Source organism: Vallicoccus soli (genome assembly GCF_003594885.1).
Taxonomy (GTDB): Bacteria; Actinomycetota; Actinomycetes; order Motilibacterales; family Motilibacteraceae; genus Vallicoccus; species Vallicoccus soli.
This window is the reverse complement of sequence record NZ_QZEZ01000011.1, coordinates 1-17,247: the sequence shown is the minus strand read 5'-3', so window position 1 is coordinate 17,247 and position 17,247 is coordinate 1. Positions and strand designations below refer to the sequence as shown.

16 protein-coding genes are annotated in these 17,247 nt (G+C 79.0%); 11 read left to right on the top strand and 5 right to left on the bottom strand.

Going from position 1 to position 17,247, the window contains the following annotated elements; genetic code table 11:
• Window positions 1-31: 31 nt before the first annotated feature.
• Window positions 32-457 (top strand): peptide-methionine (R)-S-oxide reductase MsrB, encoded by a 426-nt coding sequence (gene msrB / locus D5H78_RS17540; protein ID WP_119951809.1) that lies wholly within the window; start codon window positions 32-34, stop codon window positions 455-457.
• A 6-nt stretch (window positions 458-463) separates the two neighbouring features.
• On the opposite strand, the gene D5H78_RS17535 is transcribed toward msrB, so the two are convergent.
• From D5H78_RS17535 to hemG, 3 genes are read right to left on the bottom strand one after another with little or no spacing between them, the layout of a single operon-like run.
• On the bottom strand, window positions 464-1,636 hold the full coding sequence (locus D5H78_RS17535) for a sensor histidine kinase (protein WP_119951808.1): 1,173 nt from the start codon (window positions 1,634-1,636) through the stop codon (window positions 464-466).
• A complete protein-coding gene (hemQ, locus tag D5H78_RS17530; RefSeq protein ID WP_218566764.1) occupies window positions 1,633-2,334 on the bottom strand; it encodes a hydrogen peroxide-dependent heme synthase in 702 nt (233 codons plus the stop codon). The genes D5H78_RS17535 and hemQ overlap by 4 nt, the downstream gene beginning before the upstream one ends.
• A gap of 7 nt (window positions 2,335-2,341) precedes the next feature.
• Window positions 2,342-3,826, bottom strand: a complete 1,485-nt coding sequence (gene hemG, locus D5H78_RS17525; RefSeq protein WP_218566763.1) for a protoporphyrinogen oxidase — start codon at window positions 3,824-3,826, stop codon at window positions 2,342-2,344.
• A 112-nt stretch (window positions 3,827-3,938) separates the two neighbouring features.
• On the opposite strand from hemG, the gene D5H78_RS17520 reads away from it, so the two are divergent.
• The 3 genes from D5H78_RS17520 to D5H78_RS17515 are packed head-to-tail and all read left to right on the top strand — an operon-like array spanning window position 3,939 to window position 6,515.
• On the top strand, window positions 3,939-4,862 hold the full coding sequence (locus D5H78_RS17520; RefSeq protein WP_165865790.1) for a DUF4349 domain-containing protein: 924 nt from the start codon (window positions 3,939-3,941) through the stop codon (window positions 4,860-4,862).
• Window positions 4,863-4,917: 55 nt separating this feature from the next.
• Window positions 4,918-5,388, top strand: coding sequence for a hypothetical protein (locus D5H78_RS19475; RefSeq protein WP_165865789.1), 471 nt, complete (start codon window positions 4,918-4,920; stop codon window positions 5,386-5,388).
• A complete protein-coding gene (locus D5H78_RS17515; protein WP_165865788.1) occupies window positions 5,385-6,515 on the top strand; it encodes a type III PLP-dependent enzyme in 1,131 nt (376 codons plus the stop codon). The genes D5H78_RS19475 and D5H78_RS17515 overlap by 4 nt, the downstream gene beginning before the upstream one ends.
• Here D5H78_RS17515 and hemE read toward each other — a convergent pair.
• Window positions 6,448-7,575 carry a uroporphyrinogen decarboxylase gene (gene hemE / locus D5H78_RS17510; RefSeq protein ID WP_119951806.1) on the bottom strand — a complete coding sequence of 376 codons (1,128 nt, stop codon included), beginning with the start codon at window positions 7,573-7,575 and terminating at the stop codon, window positions 6,448-6,450. The two genes, D5H78_RS17515 and hemE, sit on opposite strands and share 68 nt — an antisense overlap.
• A gap of 86 nt (window positions 7,576-7,661) precedes the next feature.
• Here hemE and D5H78_RS19875 point away from each other — a divergent pair, with 86 nt between their 5' ends.
• The 7 genes from D5H78_RS19875 to D5H78_RS17475 all read left to right on the top strand — a co-directional run bounded on the left by D5H78_RS19875 (window position 7,662) and on the right by D5H78_RS17475 (window position 15,278).
• On the top strand, window positions 7,662-7,976 hold the full coding sequence (locus D5H78_RS19875) for a hypothetical protein (RefSeq protein WP_119951805.1): 315 nt from the start codon (window positions 7,662-7,664) through the stop codon (window positions 7,974-7,976).
• A gap of 110 nt (window positions 7,977-8,086) precedes the next feature.
• Window positions 8,087-8,716 carry a DUF3000 domain-containing protein gene (locus tag D5H78_RS19870; protein WP_119951871.1) on the top strand — a complete coding sequence of 210 codons (630 nt, stop codon included), beginning with the start codon at window positions 8,087-8,089 and terminating at the stop codon, window positions 8,714-8,716.
• 184 nt (window positions 8,717-8,900) lie between these two features.
• On the top strand, window positions 8,901-9,509 hold the full coding sequence (locus D5H78_RS20365) for a LuxR C-terminal-related transcriptional regulator (protein ID WP_119951804.1): 609 nt from the start codon (window positions 8,901-8,903) through the stop codon (window positions 9,507-9,509).
• 23 nt (window positions 9,510-9,532) lie between these two features.
• Window positions 9,533-10,825: a ribonuclease D gene (locus D5H78_RS17490; protein ID WP_119951803.1), complete on the top strand. Its 1,293-nt coding sequence runs from the start codon at window positions 9,533-9,535 to the stop codon at window positions 10,823-10,825.
• A 107-nt stretch (window positions 10,826-10,932) separates the two neighbouring features.
• Entirely contained in the window at window positions 10,933-12,186 is a 1,254-nt protein-coding gene (locus D5H78_RS17485) for a thiolase family protein (RefSeq protein WP_218566761.1), read from the top strand.
• Complete coding sequence (locus D5H78_RS17480; RefSeq protein WP_218566760.1) at window positions 12,183-14,312, top strand: 3-hydroxyacyl-CoA dehydrogenase NAD-binding domain-containing protein; 2,130 nt, start codon at window positions 12,183-12,185, stop codon at window positions 14,310-14,312. The genes D5H78_RS17485 and D5H78_RS17480 overlap by 4 nt, the downstream gene beginning before the upstream one ends.
• A gap of 102 nt (window positions 14,313-14,414) precedes the next feature.
• Complete coding sequence (locus D5H78_RS17475; protein ID WP_119951801.1) at window positions 14,415-15,278, top strand: hypothetical protein; 864 nt, start codon at window positions 14,415-14,417, stop codon at window positions 15,276-15,278.
• Here D5H78_RS17475 and D5H78_RS19470 read toward each other — a convergent pair.
• Window positions 15,259-17,247: fibronectin type III domain-containing protein (locus D5H78_RS19470; protein WP_218566759.1), on the bottom strand; the 1,989-nt coding region annotated here is incomplete at its 5' end. The two genes, D5H78_RS17475 and D5H78_RS19470, sit on opposite strands and share 20 nt — an antisense overlap.

Sequence of the window (17,247 nt, the reverse complement as noted above, 5' to 3'; positions counted from 1 at the left end):
GGGGCACGCTAGCCGGACGTACGGTGGGCCCATGAGCACGGACGCGCGCGAGTCGTACCCGGTCGAGAAGACCGACGAGCAGTGGCGGGCCCAGCTGGACCCGCAGGAGTACGCGGTGCTGCGCCAGGCGGCCACCGAGCGCCCGTACACCGGGGAGTACACGAACGAGAAGACCGTCGGCGTCTACCACTGCCGCGCCTGCGACGCCGAGCTCTTCCGCAGCGCGACGAAGTTCGACTCGCACTGCGGCTGGCCCTCCTTCTGGGCGCCGCTCGCCGGCGACCGGGTCGAGCTGCTCGAGGACCGCAGCATGGGCATGCGCCGCGTCGAGGTGCGCTGCGCGACGTGCGGCTCGCACCTCGGGCACGTCTTCGAGGGCGAGGGGTTCGGCACGCCGACCGACCAGCGCTACTGCATCAACAGCGTCGCCCTGCGCCTGGAGCCCGCCGAGGGCTGAGGTCCCTCAGCCGCGCGGCAGGGCGACGCAGATGCGCGCCCCGCCGAGCGGCGACGCCTCGGCCCACACCCGCCCGCCGTGCGCCCGCGCGATGCGCGCCGCGGTGGCCAGGCCGAGGCCGGTGCCGCCGCCGGAGCCGCGCCCCGAGAGGTACGGCTCCACGGCCCGCGCGCGCTCGGCGCCGGTGAGCGGCTCGCCGTCGTCGTCCACCGCGAGCACCCAGTCCTGCCCCCGCGCCTCCGCCCCGAGCCGCACGCGCGGCGGGCGGTGCGGCGCGGTCTGCACGACGGCGACGGTGAGCAGCGCCTGCACGAGCCGGGCCAGCTGCGAGGGGTCGCCGGGGACGGTCGGCAGGTCGCCGACCTCGACCCGCGCCCCGTGCTGGGCGAGCAGCGGCTCGAGCGCGCGCACGACGTCGCGCGCCGCGTCGCCGAGGTCGACGTCCTCACCGGTCACCGGCCGGCGCCCGCTGCGGGCGTACGCCAGGAGGTCCTCGACGAGGCGGTTGGCGCGCTGCAGCGAGGCGTCGAGGCGCGCCGCCACGCCGGCGGCCGGCGAGCCCTCGTCGAGCTCGTCGCGCAGCAGCTCCGTGTAGCCGGTCGCGGCGGCCAGCGGGTTCTTCAGGTCGTGCGCCACCGAGCCGGCGAACGCCTCGAGCTCGGCGTTGGAGCGCTCGAGCAGGCGCTGGCTGCGCCGCAGCGCGAAGACCGCCATCACCTGCGCGGCGAGGTCGGCGAGCGCCTGCACCTGGTGCGGCTCGAGCTCGTACGCCGAGGGGTCGACCACGCACAGCGTCCCGAGCGCGTGGCCGTCCCCGGTGACGATCGGCGCGGAGGCGTACATGCGCACCTGCGCGAGCAGGCCCGTGACGAAGGGGTTCCGCGCGAAGCGCGGGTCCTCGCGCGCGTCGCGCACGTGGAGCACCTCGCGGGAGAGGATCGCGTACGCGCACATGGCGTCGTCGCGCGGCACCTCCCCCGCGGTCATCCCGACCGCGCACGCCTGCCACTGCCGCCGCTCGTCGATGAGGTTGACCACGGCCATCTGCGCGCCGGTCACCGTGCGGGCGAGCCGCACGACCCCGTCGAGCTCCTCCTGGAGCGGCTGGTCCAGCAGGTCGTACGCCCGCAGGTCCGCGAGCCGCTCGGCCTCGTCGGCGGGCAGCGGCGCGGCGGTCACGGCAGGGCGGCGATCAGCTCGGCGACCGGCTTGCGCGGCCCCGTGTAGAAGGGCACCTCCTCGCGCACGTGCAGGCGGGCGCCCGTGGCGCGCAGGTCGCGCATGAGGTCGACGATCCGGTGCAGCTCGTCGGCCTCGAAGGCGAGCACCCACTCGTAGTCGCCGAGCGCGAACGCCGACACGGTGTTGGCCCGCACGTCCGGGTAGCCGCGCGCGGCCATGCCGTGCTCGACGAGCAGCTGGCGGCGCTCGTCGTCCGGCAGCAGGTACCACTCGTACGAGCGGACGAACGGGTAGACGCAGACGTAGCCGCGCGGCTCCTCCCCCGCCATGAAGGCGGGGACGTGGCCCTTGTTGAACTCCGCGGGGCGGTGCAGCGCGACGACCGACCAGACCGGCTCGAGGTGCTGCCCGAGCCGCGTGCGGCGCAGGCGGTGGTAGGCCTCCTGGACGTCCTCGACGTGCTCGGCGTGCCACCAGACCATGAGGTCGGCGTCGGCGCGCAGGCCGGAGACGTCGTACGTGCCGCGCACCACGACGCCCTTGGCCGCGAGCTGGCCGAAGAGCTCCTCGACCTCGCCGGCGAGCGCGGCCCGGTCCTCGGGCAGCGGCCCGGTGGCCCGGAAGACGGACCACATGGCGTAGCGGATGGTGGCGTTGACCTCGCGGGCGCTGACGGTGGTGGTGGGGCTGCTCACGGCTCCATCATCCCCCCGGGCGCAGCGCGGCGACGACCCGGGCGGCGGCCGCCCGGCCGGACGCGACGCAGGCCGGGACCCCCACGCCGTCGTACGCCGCCCCGGCCAGCGCCAGGCCCGGGTGCGGCTCCAGCGCGGCCCGCACCCGGCGCACCCGGGCCAGGTGGCCGACGGCGTACTGCGGCAGGCCGCCGCCCCACCGGGTGACGACGACGTCGAGCGGGCGGGTGCGCAGGCCGGGCGCGCCGGTGACCTCGGCGAGGTCGGCCAGCGCGGCGGCGGCCAGCTCGGCGTCGTCGCGCTGCAGGTCGCGCTCGTCGCCGGCGCGCCCGACCGAGGTGCGCAGCACCACGGTGCCGCTGCCCTCCCCGACCCAGCCCCACTTGCGCGAGGAGAACGTCGCGGCCTTGACGAGCCGGCGCTCGACCGGCGGCACGAGCAGGCCGCTGCCGACGAGGCCGCCGCCGGAGCCACCGCCGGAGCCCCCGCCGGGCCCCCCGCCGGACCCCTCGCCGAGCACCGCCGCGGGGAACGCGGCGGTGACGAGGGCGACCGAGGCGTACGGCACGTGGCCCACCTCCGCCGCGGCGGCCGGCACCAGCGGGGCCAGCAGGCGCGCGGCGGCGGGCGCGGGCACGGCGAGCACCACCGCGTCCGCGCGGACCACCTCCGGCGCCGACGCGGGCCCCACGACGAGCTCCCACCCGCCCGGCGTGCGGCGCAGCCCGCGCACCGCCGCGCCGGTGCGCACCTGCGCGCCGCTGGCCCGCGCGACGGCCGCGGGCAGCCGGCCGACGCCGCCGCGCACCCCGGCGAAGACCGGCCCGGCCCCGGCCGGCGTCCGGGCCGCGACCCCGCGGGCGGCCGCCAGCAGCGAGCGCTCCGCGCGCACCGCGGCGAAGAGGCCGGGCACGGTCGCGGCCATGGACAGGGCGTCGGCGCGGCCCGCGTACACGCCGCCGAGGAGCGGCTCGACCAGCCGGTCGACGACGGCACGGCCGACCCGGCGCGCGACGTACGCCCCCACGGAGACGTCCTCCTCGACGCGGGTGCGCGGCAGCCACGCGTCGAGCGGCACGCGCGCGAGGTCGGCCGGGCCGAGGACGCCGGTGCGCGCGAGGTCCTCCAGGTCGGCGGGGACGCCCATGACCTGCGGGCGCGGCAGCGGGCGCAGGGCGCCGCGGCTCAGCACCCGGGCGGTCGTCGTCACGGGCTCGACGAGGTCGTCGCCGAGGCCGACGTCGCGCGCGAGATCGACGGCCTCCGGCCGGCGGGCCAGGACGGACTCGGCGCCGGTGTCGACCGCCAGGCCTGCGACCTCCCCGACCTCGAGCTTGCCGCCGAGGCGCGGGGACGACTCCAGGACCAGCACGTCCACCGGGGCGTCGCGCAGCGCGTGGGCCGCGGCCAGCCCGGCGATGCCGCCGCCCACCACGACGACGCGGGGCCGCGACCCCGGCGGGGCCGGCTGCGCGGCGGGGGCGTCGGGCACGGCGGCCACGATGCCAGACCGTGACCCGGCGCGCGGAACCGCCGGCGGGAGGGCCCCGTCACACCGCCGCGGGCCGGTCGAGGGCGCCGGCCCCGGGACGAGGGAGGCGGCCGTGGCACGTCGGGGACGCACCGCGGCGGGGCTGGTCGCCCTGCTGCTGCTGGCGGGGTGCTCGGGGTCGGACGGGACGTCGGGCGGTGCGGCGGGCGGGGCCCCGCAGGGCGCCTCGGCGGGCGGGTCGGGCGCCGAGCCCGCGGCGCCGGCGGTCGACCGGGACGGCGCGGTCGCCGAGGGCGCAGCGGGGGGCGCCGGCGCCCCGGGGGGCGCCGCAGCCGGGCCGGTCGTGCCCGGCCGGCAGGCGCTGGAGCGCCGCGCCGAGGTGGCGCTGCGGGTGCGCGACGTCGACGGGGCGGCCCGCACCGCCGCGGCCGCGGCGCGCGGGCGCGACGGCGCGGTCACGGCCGAGGAGTCGTACGGCGGGCCGGACGGCGAGCCGACGGCGACGCTGACGCTGCGGGTGCCCGTGGGGTCGTACGACGCCCTGCTCGACGACCTCGACCGGCTCGGCGAGCGCCTGTCGCGCACGCAGTCGACGACGGACCGCACCGGCGAGGTCGTCGACGTCGCGAGCCGGCTGGCCTCGCAGCGCGAGAGCGTCGCCCGCGTGCGCGCGCTGCTCGAGCGAGCCCGCAGCGTCGCCGAGGTCGTGCAGGTCGAGGGCCAGCTCGCCCGGCGCCAGGCCGACCTCGAGGCGCTGCAGGCGCAGCAGGAGCGCCTCGCCGACCTCACCGCGCTGGCGACCGTCGTGGTCACCCTCGTCGGCCAGGAGGCGGCAGTGGCCGGCGAGGACGAGCCGGCGGGGTTCCTCGCCGGGCTCGGCGCCGGCTGGGGCGCGCTGGTGACGGCGGGGGCGTACGCCCTCACCGCGCTCGGCGCGGTCCTGCCGGCCGCGGTCGTCCTCGGCCTGCTCCTGCTCCTGGCCCGCCGGCTGCGGGCGGCGGGGCGGCTGCGGTCCCCGGCGCCGCCGCGCCCCTGAGCGGGGCCGGGCGCTCCCGGGGTATCTCCCGGGCGGTGCGCCGCGTCTGCCCGGCATGGGTGCGGCGCGGGCGAGGGCGTCCTCCCGGGCGGCGCTCGCCCGGTGGGTGCGGCGCTACCTGCCGGCCGAGGTCGCGGGCACGGCCTCCGCGCTCGCCGCGGGGCTCCTCGCCCACGCCGGCACCGGCGACCCGCTCACCACCGCGCTCGCGGCGGCCTGGGCGGAGGCGCTCGGCTTCTACGCCGTCGTCGTCGCCCGCGACCTCGCGGGCGCCGGGCGCCCCGGCCGGCGGCGCGCGCTCGGCCGGCTGCTCGTGGAGTTCGGCCCCGCCGAGGCGCTCGACAGCCTCGTCGTGCGCCCCTGGGCGATGTGGGCGCTGCCCGCCCTGCTCGCGGGCAGCGGCGCGGGCGTCGCGGCCGGGCTGCTCGCCGGCAAGGTCGCCGCCGACGCGGCCTTCTACGCCGTCGCCGTCGTCGGCCACGAGGCCTCCCGCCGGGGGGCCCGCAGCGAGGAGGTCGTCGGGTGAGTGCCTCGAGCGTCCCTGCCACGGCGGGCCCCACGCCCGTCCTCGTCCTCGACCACGCGGTGCTGCGCGCGGCGCACGCGCGCCTCGTGTCGGCCCTGCCGGGCGTCCGGTTGCACTACGCGGTGAAGTGCAACAGCGACCCGGAGCTGCTGCGCACGCTCGCCGGCGAGGGGTGCGGCTTCGAGGTCGCGTCCGCGCCCGAGCTGGACCTGCTCGTCGGCCTCGGCGTCGACCCGGCGGGGCTGCTCTTCAGCAACCCGGTCAAGCCGGCCGCGCACGTGCGCCGGGCCCACGCGGCCGGGGTCCGCCGCTTCGCCGCGGACGGCGACGAGGAGCTCGCGAAGCTGGCGGCCTGCGCGCCGGGGGCGTCGGTCCTGCTGCGCCTCGCACCGCCCCGGGTGGCCAGCCGGGTGGCCAGCGAGGGCAAGTTCGGGGTCGGTCCCGAGGAGGCCGTACGGCTCCTCCTCGCCGCCCGCGACCGCGGGCTGGACCCGCTCGGGCTGACCTTCCACGTCGGCTCGCAGACGACGTGCGCCGCCGCCTGGGACGCGGCGCTCGCGCAGTGCGCGGACGCCATGCGCGCGCTGGCGGGGCACGGGGTGCGCCTGCGGCTCGTCGACGTCGGCGGCGGCTTCCCGGCGGCGTACGCCGACCAGCGGCCCGACCTCGCCGCCCTCGGGACCGCGGTGGTCGCGGGGCTGGGGCGCCTGCCGTACCCGGTCGAGGTCGTCGCCGAGCCCGGCCGGGCGCTCGTCGCCGCCGCCGGGACCATGGTCTGCGAGGTCCTCGGGGTGGCGCACCGGCGCGGCCGGCGCTGGGCGCACCTGGACGCCGGGGCGTTCAACGGCTTCATGGAGGCGCTCGAGACCGGCAGGACCCTGCGCTTCCCGATGTCCGACTCGCGCGGCGGCCCGACGGCGCGGTGGGCGGTCACGGGTCCCACGTGCGACAGCCAGGACACCGTGCTGCTCGACGTCGCGCTGTCCGCCGGGCTGCGCGCCGGCGACCGGGTCGCGGTGCGCTCGGCCGGCGCCTACACCACGGGCTACGCGTCGGCGTTCAACGGCTTCCCGGCACCCCGGGTCGAGCACCGCCGGGGAGTGCCGGCTCCGCGGTGCGCCCGGTGACCGGCACCGCCGGGCCGCCCTCGGTGAGCTCGTGGACCAGCTCGACGACCCGGGTGAGCACGTCGGGGTCGGACGTGGGCAGCACGCCGTGCCCGAGGTTGAACACGTGCCCCGGCAGGCCCCGGGCCGCGTCGAGCACCGCGCGCACCTGGGCCTCGACCGCCTCCCACGGCGCGAACACCACGGCGGGGTCGAGGTTGCCCTGCAGGGCGCGGTCGGGCCCGACGCGCCGGGCCGCCTCGTCGAGCGGCACCCGGAAGTCGACGCCCACGACGTCGGCGCCGGCCTCGCCCATGAGGCGCAGCAGCTCGCCCGTGCCGACGCCGAAGTGGATCCGCGGCACCCCGAGCCCGCCGACCTCCGCGAGGACCCGCGCGGAGTGCGGGGCGACGCTGCGCGCGTAGTCCGCGGCGCCGAGCGCCCCCGCCCAGGAGTCGAAGAGCTGGACGGCGCTCGCCCCGGCCTCCACCTGCACCCGCAGGAACGCGGCGCTGATGCCGGCGAGCCGCTCGAGCAGGGCGTGCCACAGGTCGGGCGCGCCCCACATCATCGCCTTCGTGGCCTCGTGGTTGCGCGACGGCCCGCCCTCGACGAGGTACGACGCGAGGGTGAACGGCGCGCCCGCGAAGCCGATGAGGGGGGTCGCGCCGAGCTCGCCGACGAGCGAGCGCACGGCCTCGGTGACGTACGGCACGTGGTCCGGCTCGAGGGCCGGCAGCCGGTCGAGGTCCTCCCAGGTGCGGAACGGGCGCTCGACCACGGGACCCACGCCCGGGCGGATGTCGAGGTCCACCCCCACGGCCTTCAGCGGCACGACGATGTCGCTGAAGAAGATGGCCGCGTCGACGCCGTGGCGGCGCACCGGCTGCAGGGTGATCTCGGTGACGAGGTCCGGGCGCATGCACGACTCGAGCATCCCGACGCCCTCGCGGACCCGGCGGTACTCCGGCAGGGAGCGCCCGGCCTGGCGCATGAACCAGACGGGGGTGCGGCGCACGGGCTCGCGGCGGCAGGCGCGCAGCAGGTCGGAGTCCTGCGGTCCGGGGCGGGGGGAGCTCACCGCCCGATCGTCCCACGCCGGTCCGTCGCGCCCCACCGGCGCGCCCCACCGGCGCGCCCGACCGGCGCGCCTCCGCGGGCCTGTCGGTGCCGCGTGGCAGCGTCGTCCCCGTCCGGACCGACGAGGAGGTGGACGCGACGATGGTCGCTGCGCAGCTGCACTGGTGCACCGTCTGCGAGCAGGAGGCGCCGCTGGAGCCCTTCGACTGCCTCGACGGGCACGGCCGCGACTGCCCCGAGCTCGTCTGCGTGGAGTGCGGCGCCGTGGTCGTCGTGGGCAGCGTCGTGGACGAGGCCGGCGTCGTGGACGAGGCCGGCGGTGCGGTCGAGGCCGGCGGCGTCGACGAGGGCGCGCGCCGTCCCGGGGGCCGGCGGCGCGGTCGCGCCGCCCGGGCCGCCTGAGCGGGCCGGTGGGCGTCGTGCCGCTGCGCCGTGCGCCCGGCCCCGGCGGCGCCGGCGGCGGCGCGAGCGGCGGCAGCGGGGGCGGGGGCGGTACGGCCCCTCCGGAGCCGCTGCCCCCGCGCGAGCGCGACGGGGCCCCGCCGGCGTTCCGCGCCGCGCTGGCCGCGCTGCGCGCCGTGGCCCCCCGCCCCGACGTCGTCCTCGCCGAGGCGCCCGCCCCGCAGCGGCTCGCCCCGTGGGCGGTCGCGCTCACCGCGGACCTGCCCGCGCCCGGCCCCGCCGGCGAGGACGGCCCCGAGGAGCTGGCGACCGGGCGGGTCGTCGTGCTGCACGACCCCGCCGGCCAGGAGGCCTGGCAGGGCGCGTTCCGCGTGGTGACGTTCCTGCGCGCCGACCTCGACCCGGAGATGGTCGCGGACCCGATGCTCCCCGAGGTCGGCTGGGACTGGCTGCTCGAGGCGCTGCAGGCGCGCGGCGCCGAGCACGTCGCCGCCAGCGGCACCGTCACCCGGGTGGTGTCCGAGAGCTTCGGCGCGATGGTGGAGCGCCCGGCCACCGCCGAGGTGGAGATCCGCGCGTCGTGGACACCGGTCGCCGGCGCCGGGGGCGAGGACGCCGCCGCGGTCGGCGCCGCGCTCGGCGCGCACCTCGGCGCCTGGTGCGACCTGCTGCGCACGGCCGCCGGCCAGCCGCCGCTGCCCGACGGCGTCGCGGCGCTGCCGGCCCGGCGCCGTCCCTGACGCCACCCCCCAGGCCGTCCCCGCGGCCGTCCCGGTGGCGCCCGTCGAGGCCGTCCCGGCCCTGCCACCGGCCCGCTGCCCGGACGGGCTACAGGAGGGGCCCTGCTGCGCCGAAGGGAGTACGGGAGCCGTACCGGCCCCCGCGCGGGCAGGAGGCCCGCGCCCCACCGCTAGGGAGAGCACCGTGGCCGCACTCGTCGAACGCACCGGAGGGCCCGCGAGGGCCGTCCTCGCCAGCTTCCGCGCCCTCGTCGTCGTCGCCGACCCCCGCGCGCGCGAGCGCGCCGTGCAGGCGCTGCGGGCCCTCGGGGCCGAGCACGTCGAGCAGGCGGGCAGCGTCGACGAGGGGCGCGTGCGCGGCCGGGCCCTGGGGGGCCGCGGCCTCGCGCTCACCGACGCCGTGCTGCCCGACGGCTCCGGGGTCGCGCTGCTCGCCGAGCTGCGCCGCACCGGCTGGTCCCGCGGCGTGGTGCTGTCCGAGCTGCAGGACCCCTACACCGTGCGGGCCGCCCTCGCGGCGGGCGTGCGCGCCTTCCTCGTCACCGGCGGGGACGCCCCGGCGGCGCCGCTCGGCGGGCGGGTGCGCGCCCACGGCGTGGACGCGCTGTCCGCCCGCGAGGTCGAGGTCCTGGGCCTGGTCGCCGGGGGTCGCTCCAACCGCGACATCGGCGTCGACCTGGGCCTGTCCGCCCTCACCGTCAAGAGCCACCTCGCGCGCATCGCGCGCAAGCTCGGCACCGGCGACCGGGCCGAGATGGTGGCCCACGCGCTGCGTGCCGGGGTGATCGACTGAGCCGGCCCCCGTACGGTGGGGGGATGACCAGCGCGACGCAGCGGGCCCGGGAGGCGGACCCCGCCGACCCCGGCGAGCCCGGCGGCGCCGCCCCCGGGGGCGCCGTGCCCCTCACCGAGCCGCGCGACGGCGTCCCCCAGCCGGTCACCGACCCGGCGGAGCTCGCCCGCGTCGTCGCGGCGTTCGCCGCGGGGTCCGGGCCGGTCGCCGTGGACGCGGAGCGGGCCTCGGGCTACCGGTACGGCCAGCGGGCGTACCTCGTGCAGCTGCGCCGCGCCGGCGCGGGGACCTCGCTGGTCGACCCGGTGGCCCTGCCGGACCTCACCGGCCTCGGCGCGGCGCTGGCCGACGTCGAGTGGGTGCTGCACGCGGCGAGCCAGGACCTGCCGTGCCTGTCCGAGGTCGGCATGCGCCCGACCCGGCTGTTCGACACCGAGCTCGCCGGGCGGCTGCTGGGCTACCCGCGGGTGAGCCTCGGCGCGATGGTCGAGCAGGTCCTCGGCCTCGTGCTCGAGAAGGGCCACTCGGCCGCCGACTGGTCGACCCGGCCCCTGCCCGAGCCCTGGCTGCGCTACGCCGCGCTCGACGTCGAGGTGCTCGTGGAGCTGCGCGACGCGCTCGAGGAGCAGCTGCGCGCGGCGGGCAAGCTCGACTGGGCGCTCGAGGAGTTCGCCGCCGTCGCCGCGGCCCCGCCGCCGGCCCCGCGCGTCGACCCGTGGCGCCGCACGTCCGGGCTGCACCGGGTGCGCCGGCGCCGGCAGCTGGCCGCCGTGCGCGCGCTGTGGGAGAAGCGCGACGAGCTGGCCCGCGCCCGCGACGTGTCCCCCGGGCGCGTGCTGCCCGACGCGGCGATCGTCGAGGCCGCGCTCGCGCAGCCGGGGACGGTCGAGGAGCTCGTCGCGCTGCGGCCCTTCGGCGGGCGCGCGACCCGGCGCGCCGCCGCGACCTGGTTCGCGGCGCTGAGCTCGGCGTCGGAGCTGGCCGAGGAGGACCTGCCCCCGCACTCGCTGCCCACCGACGGCCCGCCGCCGGCGCGCAGCTGGGCCTCGCGGGACGAGGCCGCCGCCGCCCGCCTCGCGCGGGTGCGCGCGGCCGTCGCGGAGCTCGCCGAGCGGCACGCCCTGCCCGCGGAGAACCTGCTGCCCCCCGACGCGCTGCGCCGGCTGGCGTGGGCGCCTCCGCCGGACGCCGGGGCCGCGGAGGTGGCCGCGGTGCTGCGCGGTCACGGTGCGCGCGCCTGGCAGGTGGGCCTGGTGGCCGAGGCCGTCGCCGGCGCCCTGCCCGAGCCCCCGCCCGCGCCGGACCCCCGCGCCTGAGCCGCTGCGCCTGAGCCGCTGCGGCAGCCGCTACCGACCGGTAGCCCCCGTGGGTTACCCGTGAGTAGCATGACCGTCGAGGTCGACTCGACGGTGAGGAGCCATCGGTGGCAGCGAGCCCAGCAGCGTCCCCGCAGGTGCGCCCGGCCCGTCCGGCGGGCGGGCGCGAGGTCGTGTTCGTCGACGGGGTGCGCACGCCGTTCGGCAAGGCCGGTCCCGGGGGCCTCTACGGAGAGACCCGCGCGGACGACCTCGTCGTGCGGTGCCTGCGCGAGCTGCTGCGGCGCAACCCGTCGCTCCCGCCCGAGCGGGTCGACGACGTGGCCGTCGCCGCCACCACGCAGACCGGCGACCAGGGCCTGACCCTGGGGCGCTCGGCCGCCCTGCTCGCGGGGCTCCCCCGCACCGTCCCGGGCTACGCCGTCGACCGCATGTGCGCCGGCGCCATGACCGCGGTGACGACGGCGGCCGGCGGGATCGCGCTGGGGGCGTACGACGTCGTCGTCGCCGGCGGCGTGGAGCACATGGGCCACCACCCCCTCGGCGCGGGCCTGGACCCCAACCCGCGCCTGCTCGCGGAGCGGATGGTCGACCCGGACGCGCTGGTGATGGGCAAGACCGCGGAGAACCTGCACGACCGGCTGCCGCACCTGACCAGGGAGCGGTGCGACGCGTACGCGGTGGCGAGCCAGGAGAAGCTGGCCAAGGCCTACGCGGACGGGCGGGTGCAGCCCGACCTCGTGCCGGTCGCGACGCGCAGCACCGAGCGGGGCTGGGGCCTGGCGACCCGTGACGAGCCGCCGCGCCCCGGCACGACGATGGAGGACCTCGCGACGCTGCGCACGCCGTTCCGCCCGCACGGCAGGGTCACGGCGGGCAACGCCGCGGGCCTCAACGACGGCGCCACGGCCTGCCTGCTCGCGGCGCGCGAGGCCGCCGAGGAGCTGGGCCTGCCGGTGCGGATGCGGCTGGTCTCGTTCGCGTTCGCCGGCGTCGAGCCCGAGGTCATGGGCTACGGCCCCGTGCCGTCGACGGAGAAGGCGCTGGCGAAGGCCGGCCTCGGCATCGAGGACATCGGCCTGCTCGAGCTCAACGAGGCCTTCGCGGTGCAGGCGCTCGCCTTCCTCGACCACTTCGGCATCGCCGACGACGACCCCCGGGTCAACCCGTGGGGCGGCGCCCTCGCGGTCGGCCACCCGCTGGCCTCCTCCGGCGTGCGGCTCATGTCCCAGCTGGCGCGCCACTTCGAGGACCACCCCGAGGTGCGCTACGGCCTGACCGCGATGTGCATCGGCCTGGGCATGGGCGGCACCGTCGTCTGGGAGAACCCCCACCACGAGAGCGGGAGCGCGCGGCAGTGACGACGACCACGGCACCGACGACCACCGCCGGCGACCCCTTCGCGGCCCTGCCGGACTTCCCCGAGGAGGTCGTCACCCGCGCGCTCGTCCGCGACGTCGAGCTCCCGCACGGGGCCGGCACCCTCGCCCTCGTCACGCTCGAGAACGGCCAGGAGCAGCCGACCACGCTCGGCCCGCAGGGGCTCCGCGCGCTCGACGCGGCGCTGCGCGAGCTCGCGGGACGCGGCGACCTGGCCGCGGTGGCGGTCACCGGCAAGCCCTTCGTCTTCTGCGTGGGCGCCAACCTCAAGGTCATCGGCTCGGGCGGCGCCCGCAACGACGCGCTCGCGCTGGCCCGCGCAGGGCACGCCGCCTTCCGGCACCTGCGGGACAGCGCTGTCCCGACCTTCGCCTTCGTCAACGGGCCTGCGATGGGCGGGGGGCTCGAGGTCGCGCTGCACTGCCACTACCGCACCGTCGCGGCGGGCGTGCGGGGCATCGCGCTGCCCGAGACCCGTCTCGGCCTCGTCCCCGGCTGGGGCGGCACCCAGCTGCTGCCGCACCTCGTGGGGCCGGACACGGCCGTACGCGTCGTCGTGGAGGACCCGCTCGCCGACCGCCGGCTCGACGCCGTGCAGGCCCTCGAGCTCGGTGTCGTCGACGCCGCGTTCGAGCCCGCGGACTTCCTCGAGCGCTCCCTGGACTGGGCGGCGCGCGTCGTCCGCGGGGAGGTGGAGGTCGTGCGACGTCCCCCCGCGGCCGAGCAGGAGTGGGCGGCGGCGCTGGCGCGCGGGCGGCGGGCCGCCGACGCGAAGACCCACGGGCACGCGCCGGCGCCGTACCGCGCTCTCGACCTGCTCGCCCTGGCGCGCACGGCGGCCTTCGACGAGGGCACCCGCGCCGAGGACGACGCCCTGGCCGACCTCGCGTTCAGCGACGAGCTGCGGGCGGGCCTTTACGCCTTCGACCTGGTCCAGCGGCGGGCCAAGCGCCCCGCGGACGCGCCGCCGTCGGGGCTCGCCCGCCCGGTGACGAAGGTCGGCGTGGTCGGCGCCGGGCTCATGGCCTCGCAGCTGGCGCTGCTCTTCGCCCGCCGCCTGCAGGTGCCCGTCGTCCTCACCGACCTGGACCAGGAGCGGGTGGACCGCGGCCTCGAGCGCGTCCGGGCCGACGTGCAGGGGCAGGTGGCCAAGGGGCGCCTCTCCCCCGCGGCCGCGCAGCGCGTCGTCGCGCTGGTCACGGGCACGACCGACCTCGGGGCGTTCGCCGACGCGGACTTCGTCATCGAGGCGGTGTTCGAGGAGATGGGCGTCAAGCAGCAGGTGCTGTCGGCGGTGGAGGCGGTCGTCGGCCCGGAGTGCGTGCTCGCCACCAACACCTCGTCCCTGTCGGTGACGCGGATGGGCTCGGGCCTGGCCCGCCCGGAGCGGCTCGTCGGCTTCCACTTCTTCAACCCCGTCGCGGTCCTGCCGCTGCTGGAGGTGGTCCGCACCGGGCGCACCGACGACGCGACCCTCGCGACCGCCTTCGCCACCGCGAGGGCGCTGCGCAAGTCCGCGGTGCTCGTGCGCGACGCCACCGCCTTCGTCGTCAACCGCCTGCTGCTGCGCGCGATGGGCGAGGTCGTCGCCGCGGTCGACGAGGGGACGCCGGTCGCCGTCGCGGACGCCGCCACCGGGGAGCTCGGCCTGCCGATGAGCCCCTTCGCGCTGCTCGAGCTGGTCGGTCCCGCGGTGACCCTGCACGTCGCCGAGTCGCTGCACGAGGCCTACCCCGGGCGCTTCGGCGTGTCCGAGGGCCTGCGCGCGCTCGTGGCGTCCGGGCTGCCGGGGGCGTACGTGCGCGACGGGCGCGGCCGCCCGTCGGTGGACCCGCGGGTCGAGCAGCTGTGGCCGCAGGGGTCCGCGCCGCTGACGACCGCGCAGGTGCGCGACCGGGTGCGCGACGCCCTGGCCGAGGAGGTCCGCGCCCTGCTCGACGAGGGCGTCGTCGCCGAGCCGCAGGACGTCGACCTGTGCCTGCTGCTCGGCGCGGGCTGGGCGTCCTGGAACGGGGGCATCACGCCGTACCTCGACCGCACCGGCGCCGCCGAGCGCGTCACGGGGCGCCGGTTCCTGCCGCCCGGCGTCGCGAGCCTGCCCGCCTGACGTCCCGTCCGACCCAGCGCGAGCGGTCCCGCACGCTCCGCGACGGCAGGTCGACCCGGCGGCCGTCGTGCCGCCCGCCGCGCTGCGCCTAGCCTCGGGCGGGTGCGCCCCGACGTCCTCGCCGCCCTGCGCCGGCTCGCCCTCGCGGTCAGCCTGCTGCACGACGTCGACCTCGCGTGCCGGGACGACGGCGTGCACCTCGCGGGCGTACCGGCGCCGGTGCCGTGGCCCTCGCTGCTCGCGGCGGCGCTGCCGGCCGGCTCCGACCGGCTGCTCGACGCCGAGGCGCTGGAGCCCGCGGTCCTGCGCCCCCGCCTCGCCCGCCAGCTGCGTGCGGTGCAGGCGGGGGCGGCGCTGCGGGCGCAGGGGCCCGACCGGCTCGCCGCGGCCCTCGTCCCGCTGGGGCTGCCCGCCGACGCCGTCGACCACCCGGGCCCCGGTTGGGCGTCGCTGCGCGTGCCCGGCGGCGCGCTCGACCTCGGGCCCGCCCTCGACGTGTCCGACCCGGCCCGCGCCGAGGCGGCGCCGCCGCTCCCGCTCACCCCGTGGGCGCTGCGCACCCTGGACGCCACCGCCGACCCCGTCCTGCTCCGGGTGCGGCTCGAGGCCGCCGGGCGCACCGCCGCCGGCCGGCTGTCCCGCGGCGACGGGGTGCTGCGCCCCCTCGGCGCCCTCGACGTCGTGACCCTGCTCGGCGCACGGTCGCTGCGCGCCGCCCTCGTCGCCGGCGACCCCGTCGGCATGGTCGCGGTCGCCGTGCCGGCCCGGCGCCGGGGCTGGACGGGGCTGCGCCACGTCGACCCGGCCTTCGCCGTGGCCGCCGCGGCGGCGACCGCCGCGCCCGAGCGCGGCTTCCGCGGCCCCGTCCTCGTCACCGCCGACGAGGTCGCGCTCGCCCGGACGAGCGAGCGGCTCGCGGCCGCCGCGCTGCGGTCCGCGCCGCCGCTCAGCCCAGGGGCGACGTGACCCGCTCGGCGGCGAGGTCGCGCGCGTAGAGGTCGCGCCGGCGGTTCGCGTCGCCGGGCAGCAGCGGCTGCGAGGTCAGGACCAGGACGCGGTCACCGGTCGCCGCCAGGAGCCGGCCGTGCTCGGCCGGGGTGACGGCCCCGGTCGGCCCGGCACCCGCCACCGCCGGCACCGTGACCCGCACGAGCGCCCCCGCGACGTCGCCCCCGAGGTCGCGCCGGTAGTGGTCGATGCGCCCGTCGGTGTCCTCCGGCACCCCGGCGGCGGCCGTGGAGAAGAACGCCCAGCGGCCGGTGGGGTCGAGCTCCACCCGGTGCTCCCAGGCCGAGGTCTGCCCGGTGCCCAGGGCGACGTGCTGCCCGGTCGCCGTGTCGAGCCGGTGCGCCAGGCCGGTGCTCCACACCGCGCCGGGCGTCGGCGTCCCGAGCTTGTGCGGCGTCACGAGCGCGACGTAGCGCCCGTCGTCGCTCACCGCCAGGTCGCCGGCGTCGCGCGAGACGCCGTACTCGGTGGCGCGCCCGCCCACGACCACGGACGAGACCACCCGCACCGACGCGACGCCGGACGGGCCGAGCACCGCGCGGTAGAGGACGGTGGGCCCGCCCGAGGAGGTCGCCGGGAAGTCGACGGTGCTGCCGTCGGGGGTCAGGGCGAGCGCCGGGCCGGTCGCCGCGCGGGGCAGGCTCGCCCCCGTCGGCGTCGACGACACCCGCACGACCGCCCCCGTGGACATCCGCTTGGCGAACACGTCCACCGCGCCGTTGGTGTCGCCGGGGACGAGGTCGGCCCGGGCGGAGTAGAAGACGACGAGGTCGCCGTCGCCGGACAGCAGCACCGTCGGGCTCGTCGCGTGCACGGAGGCGCCGGCCTGCAGCAGCGTGCCGGCGGTCGTGCCGACCCGCCCCGCGGGCGGGACGCTCGCCAGCGCCCAGGTGCCGGTGGCGGTGTCGAGCCGGTACGCGTCGAGCAGGCCGTTGGTGTCCTGCGGCACGAGGGCGCGCGTCGTCGCCAGGGCGACGTACCGGCCGTCGTCGCTCACCGACGGCGCGGCCGCGCCGACCGGGTCGGTCGCGCCGGTGGCGGACGGCGGCAGGGGCGCGATGCGGCGCACGGCGCCCGTGCGGCGGTCGAGGAGGTGCAGCTCGTAGGCCGTGTTCAGGTCCGACGCCTCGCGCCGCGCGCGGGTGCCCACGACGACGAAGCGCCCGTCGGGGCTCGCCGCCAGGCCGCCCGTCTCCCCCGCGCCCTCGTCGGGCGTCGTCGTCGGCTCCTCGCGGAGCCGGGCGAGGAGGAACGCGACGGGGGCCGACCGGTTGCCGTGGCCGTCGACCGCGACGACCTCGTACAGGTGCTCGGCGCCGTCCCCGGGCGCGTCGACGTGCTCGGTCCCAACCACGACGGCGACGTCGACGCCGTCGCGTCGGACCACGTGCTCGACCACGTCCGGCGACGTGCTCCCCGTCCACGCCAGGCGCACCAGCGCCTCGTCGCGCTCCGCCTGGAGGTCGGACGGCGCGTCGGGCGGGGTGAGGTCGGTCGGGGTGGCAGCGACCGCGTCGGACGCCGGCGAGCGGTTGCCGTGGCCGTCGACCGCGACCACCGCGTAGTGGACCTCCACGTCGTTGGCCAGGCCGGTGTCCTCGTACGAGGTCCCGCCCACCGTGGCGACCTCGACCCCGTCGCGCAGCACGGCGTAGTGCGCCACGTCCGGTGCCTGGCTCGGCGTCCAGGAGAGCCGGACGCTCCCGTCACCGCGGTCGGCGACGAGAGGGGCGGGCGCGTCCGGCGGGGTGAGGTCGGTCGGGGTGGCAGCGACCGCGTCGGACGCCGGCGAGCGGTTGCCGTGGCCGTCGACCGCGACCACCGCGTAGTGGACCTCCACGTCGTTGGCCAGGCCCGTGCCCTCGTACGAGGTCCCCGTCACCGCCGCGACCTCGACCCCGTCACGCAGCACGGCGTAGTGCGCCAC

What these genes read in the sequence shown, in the direction of transcription:
- msrB (WP_119951809.1), top strand. Translation starts at nt 32, where the DNA reads ATGAGCACGGACGCGCGCGAGTCGTACCCGGTCGAGAAGACCGACGAG.
- D5H78_RS19475 (WP_165865789.1), top strand. Translation starts at nt 4,918, where the DNA reads ATGGGTGCGGCGCGGGCGAGGGCGTCCTCCCGGGCGGCGCTCGCCCGG.
- D5H78_RS17490 (WP_119951803.1), top strand. Translation starts at nt 9,533, where the DNA reads ATGACCAGCGCGACGCAGCGGGCCCGGGAGGCGGACCCCGCCGACCCC.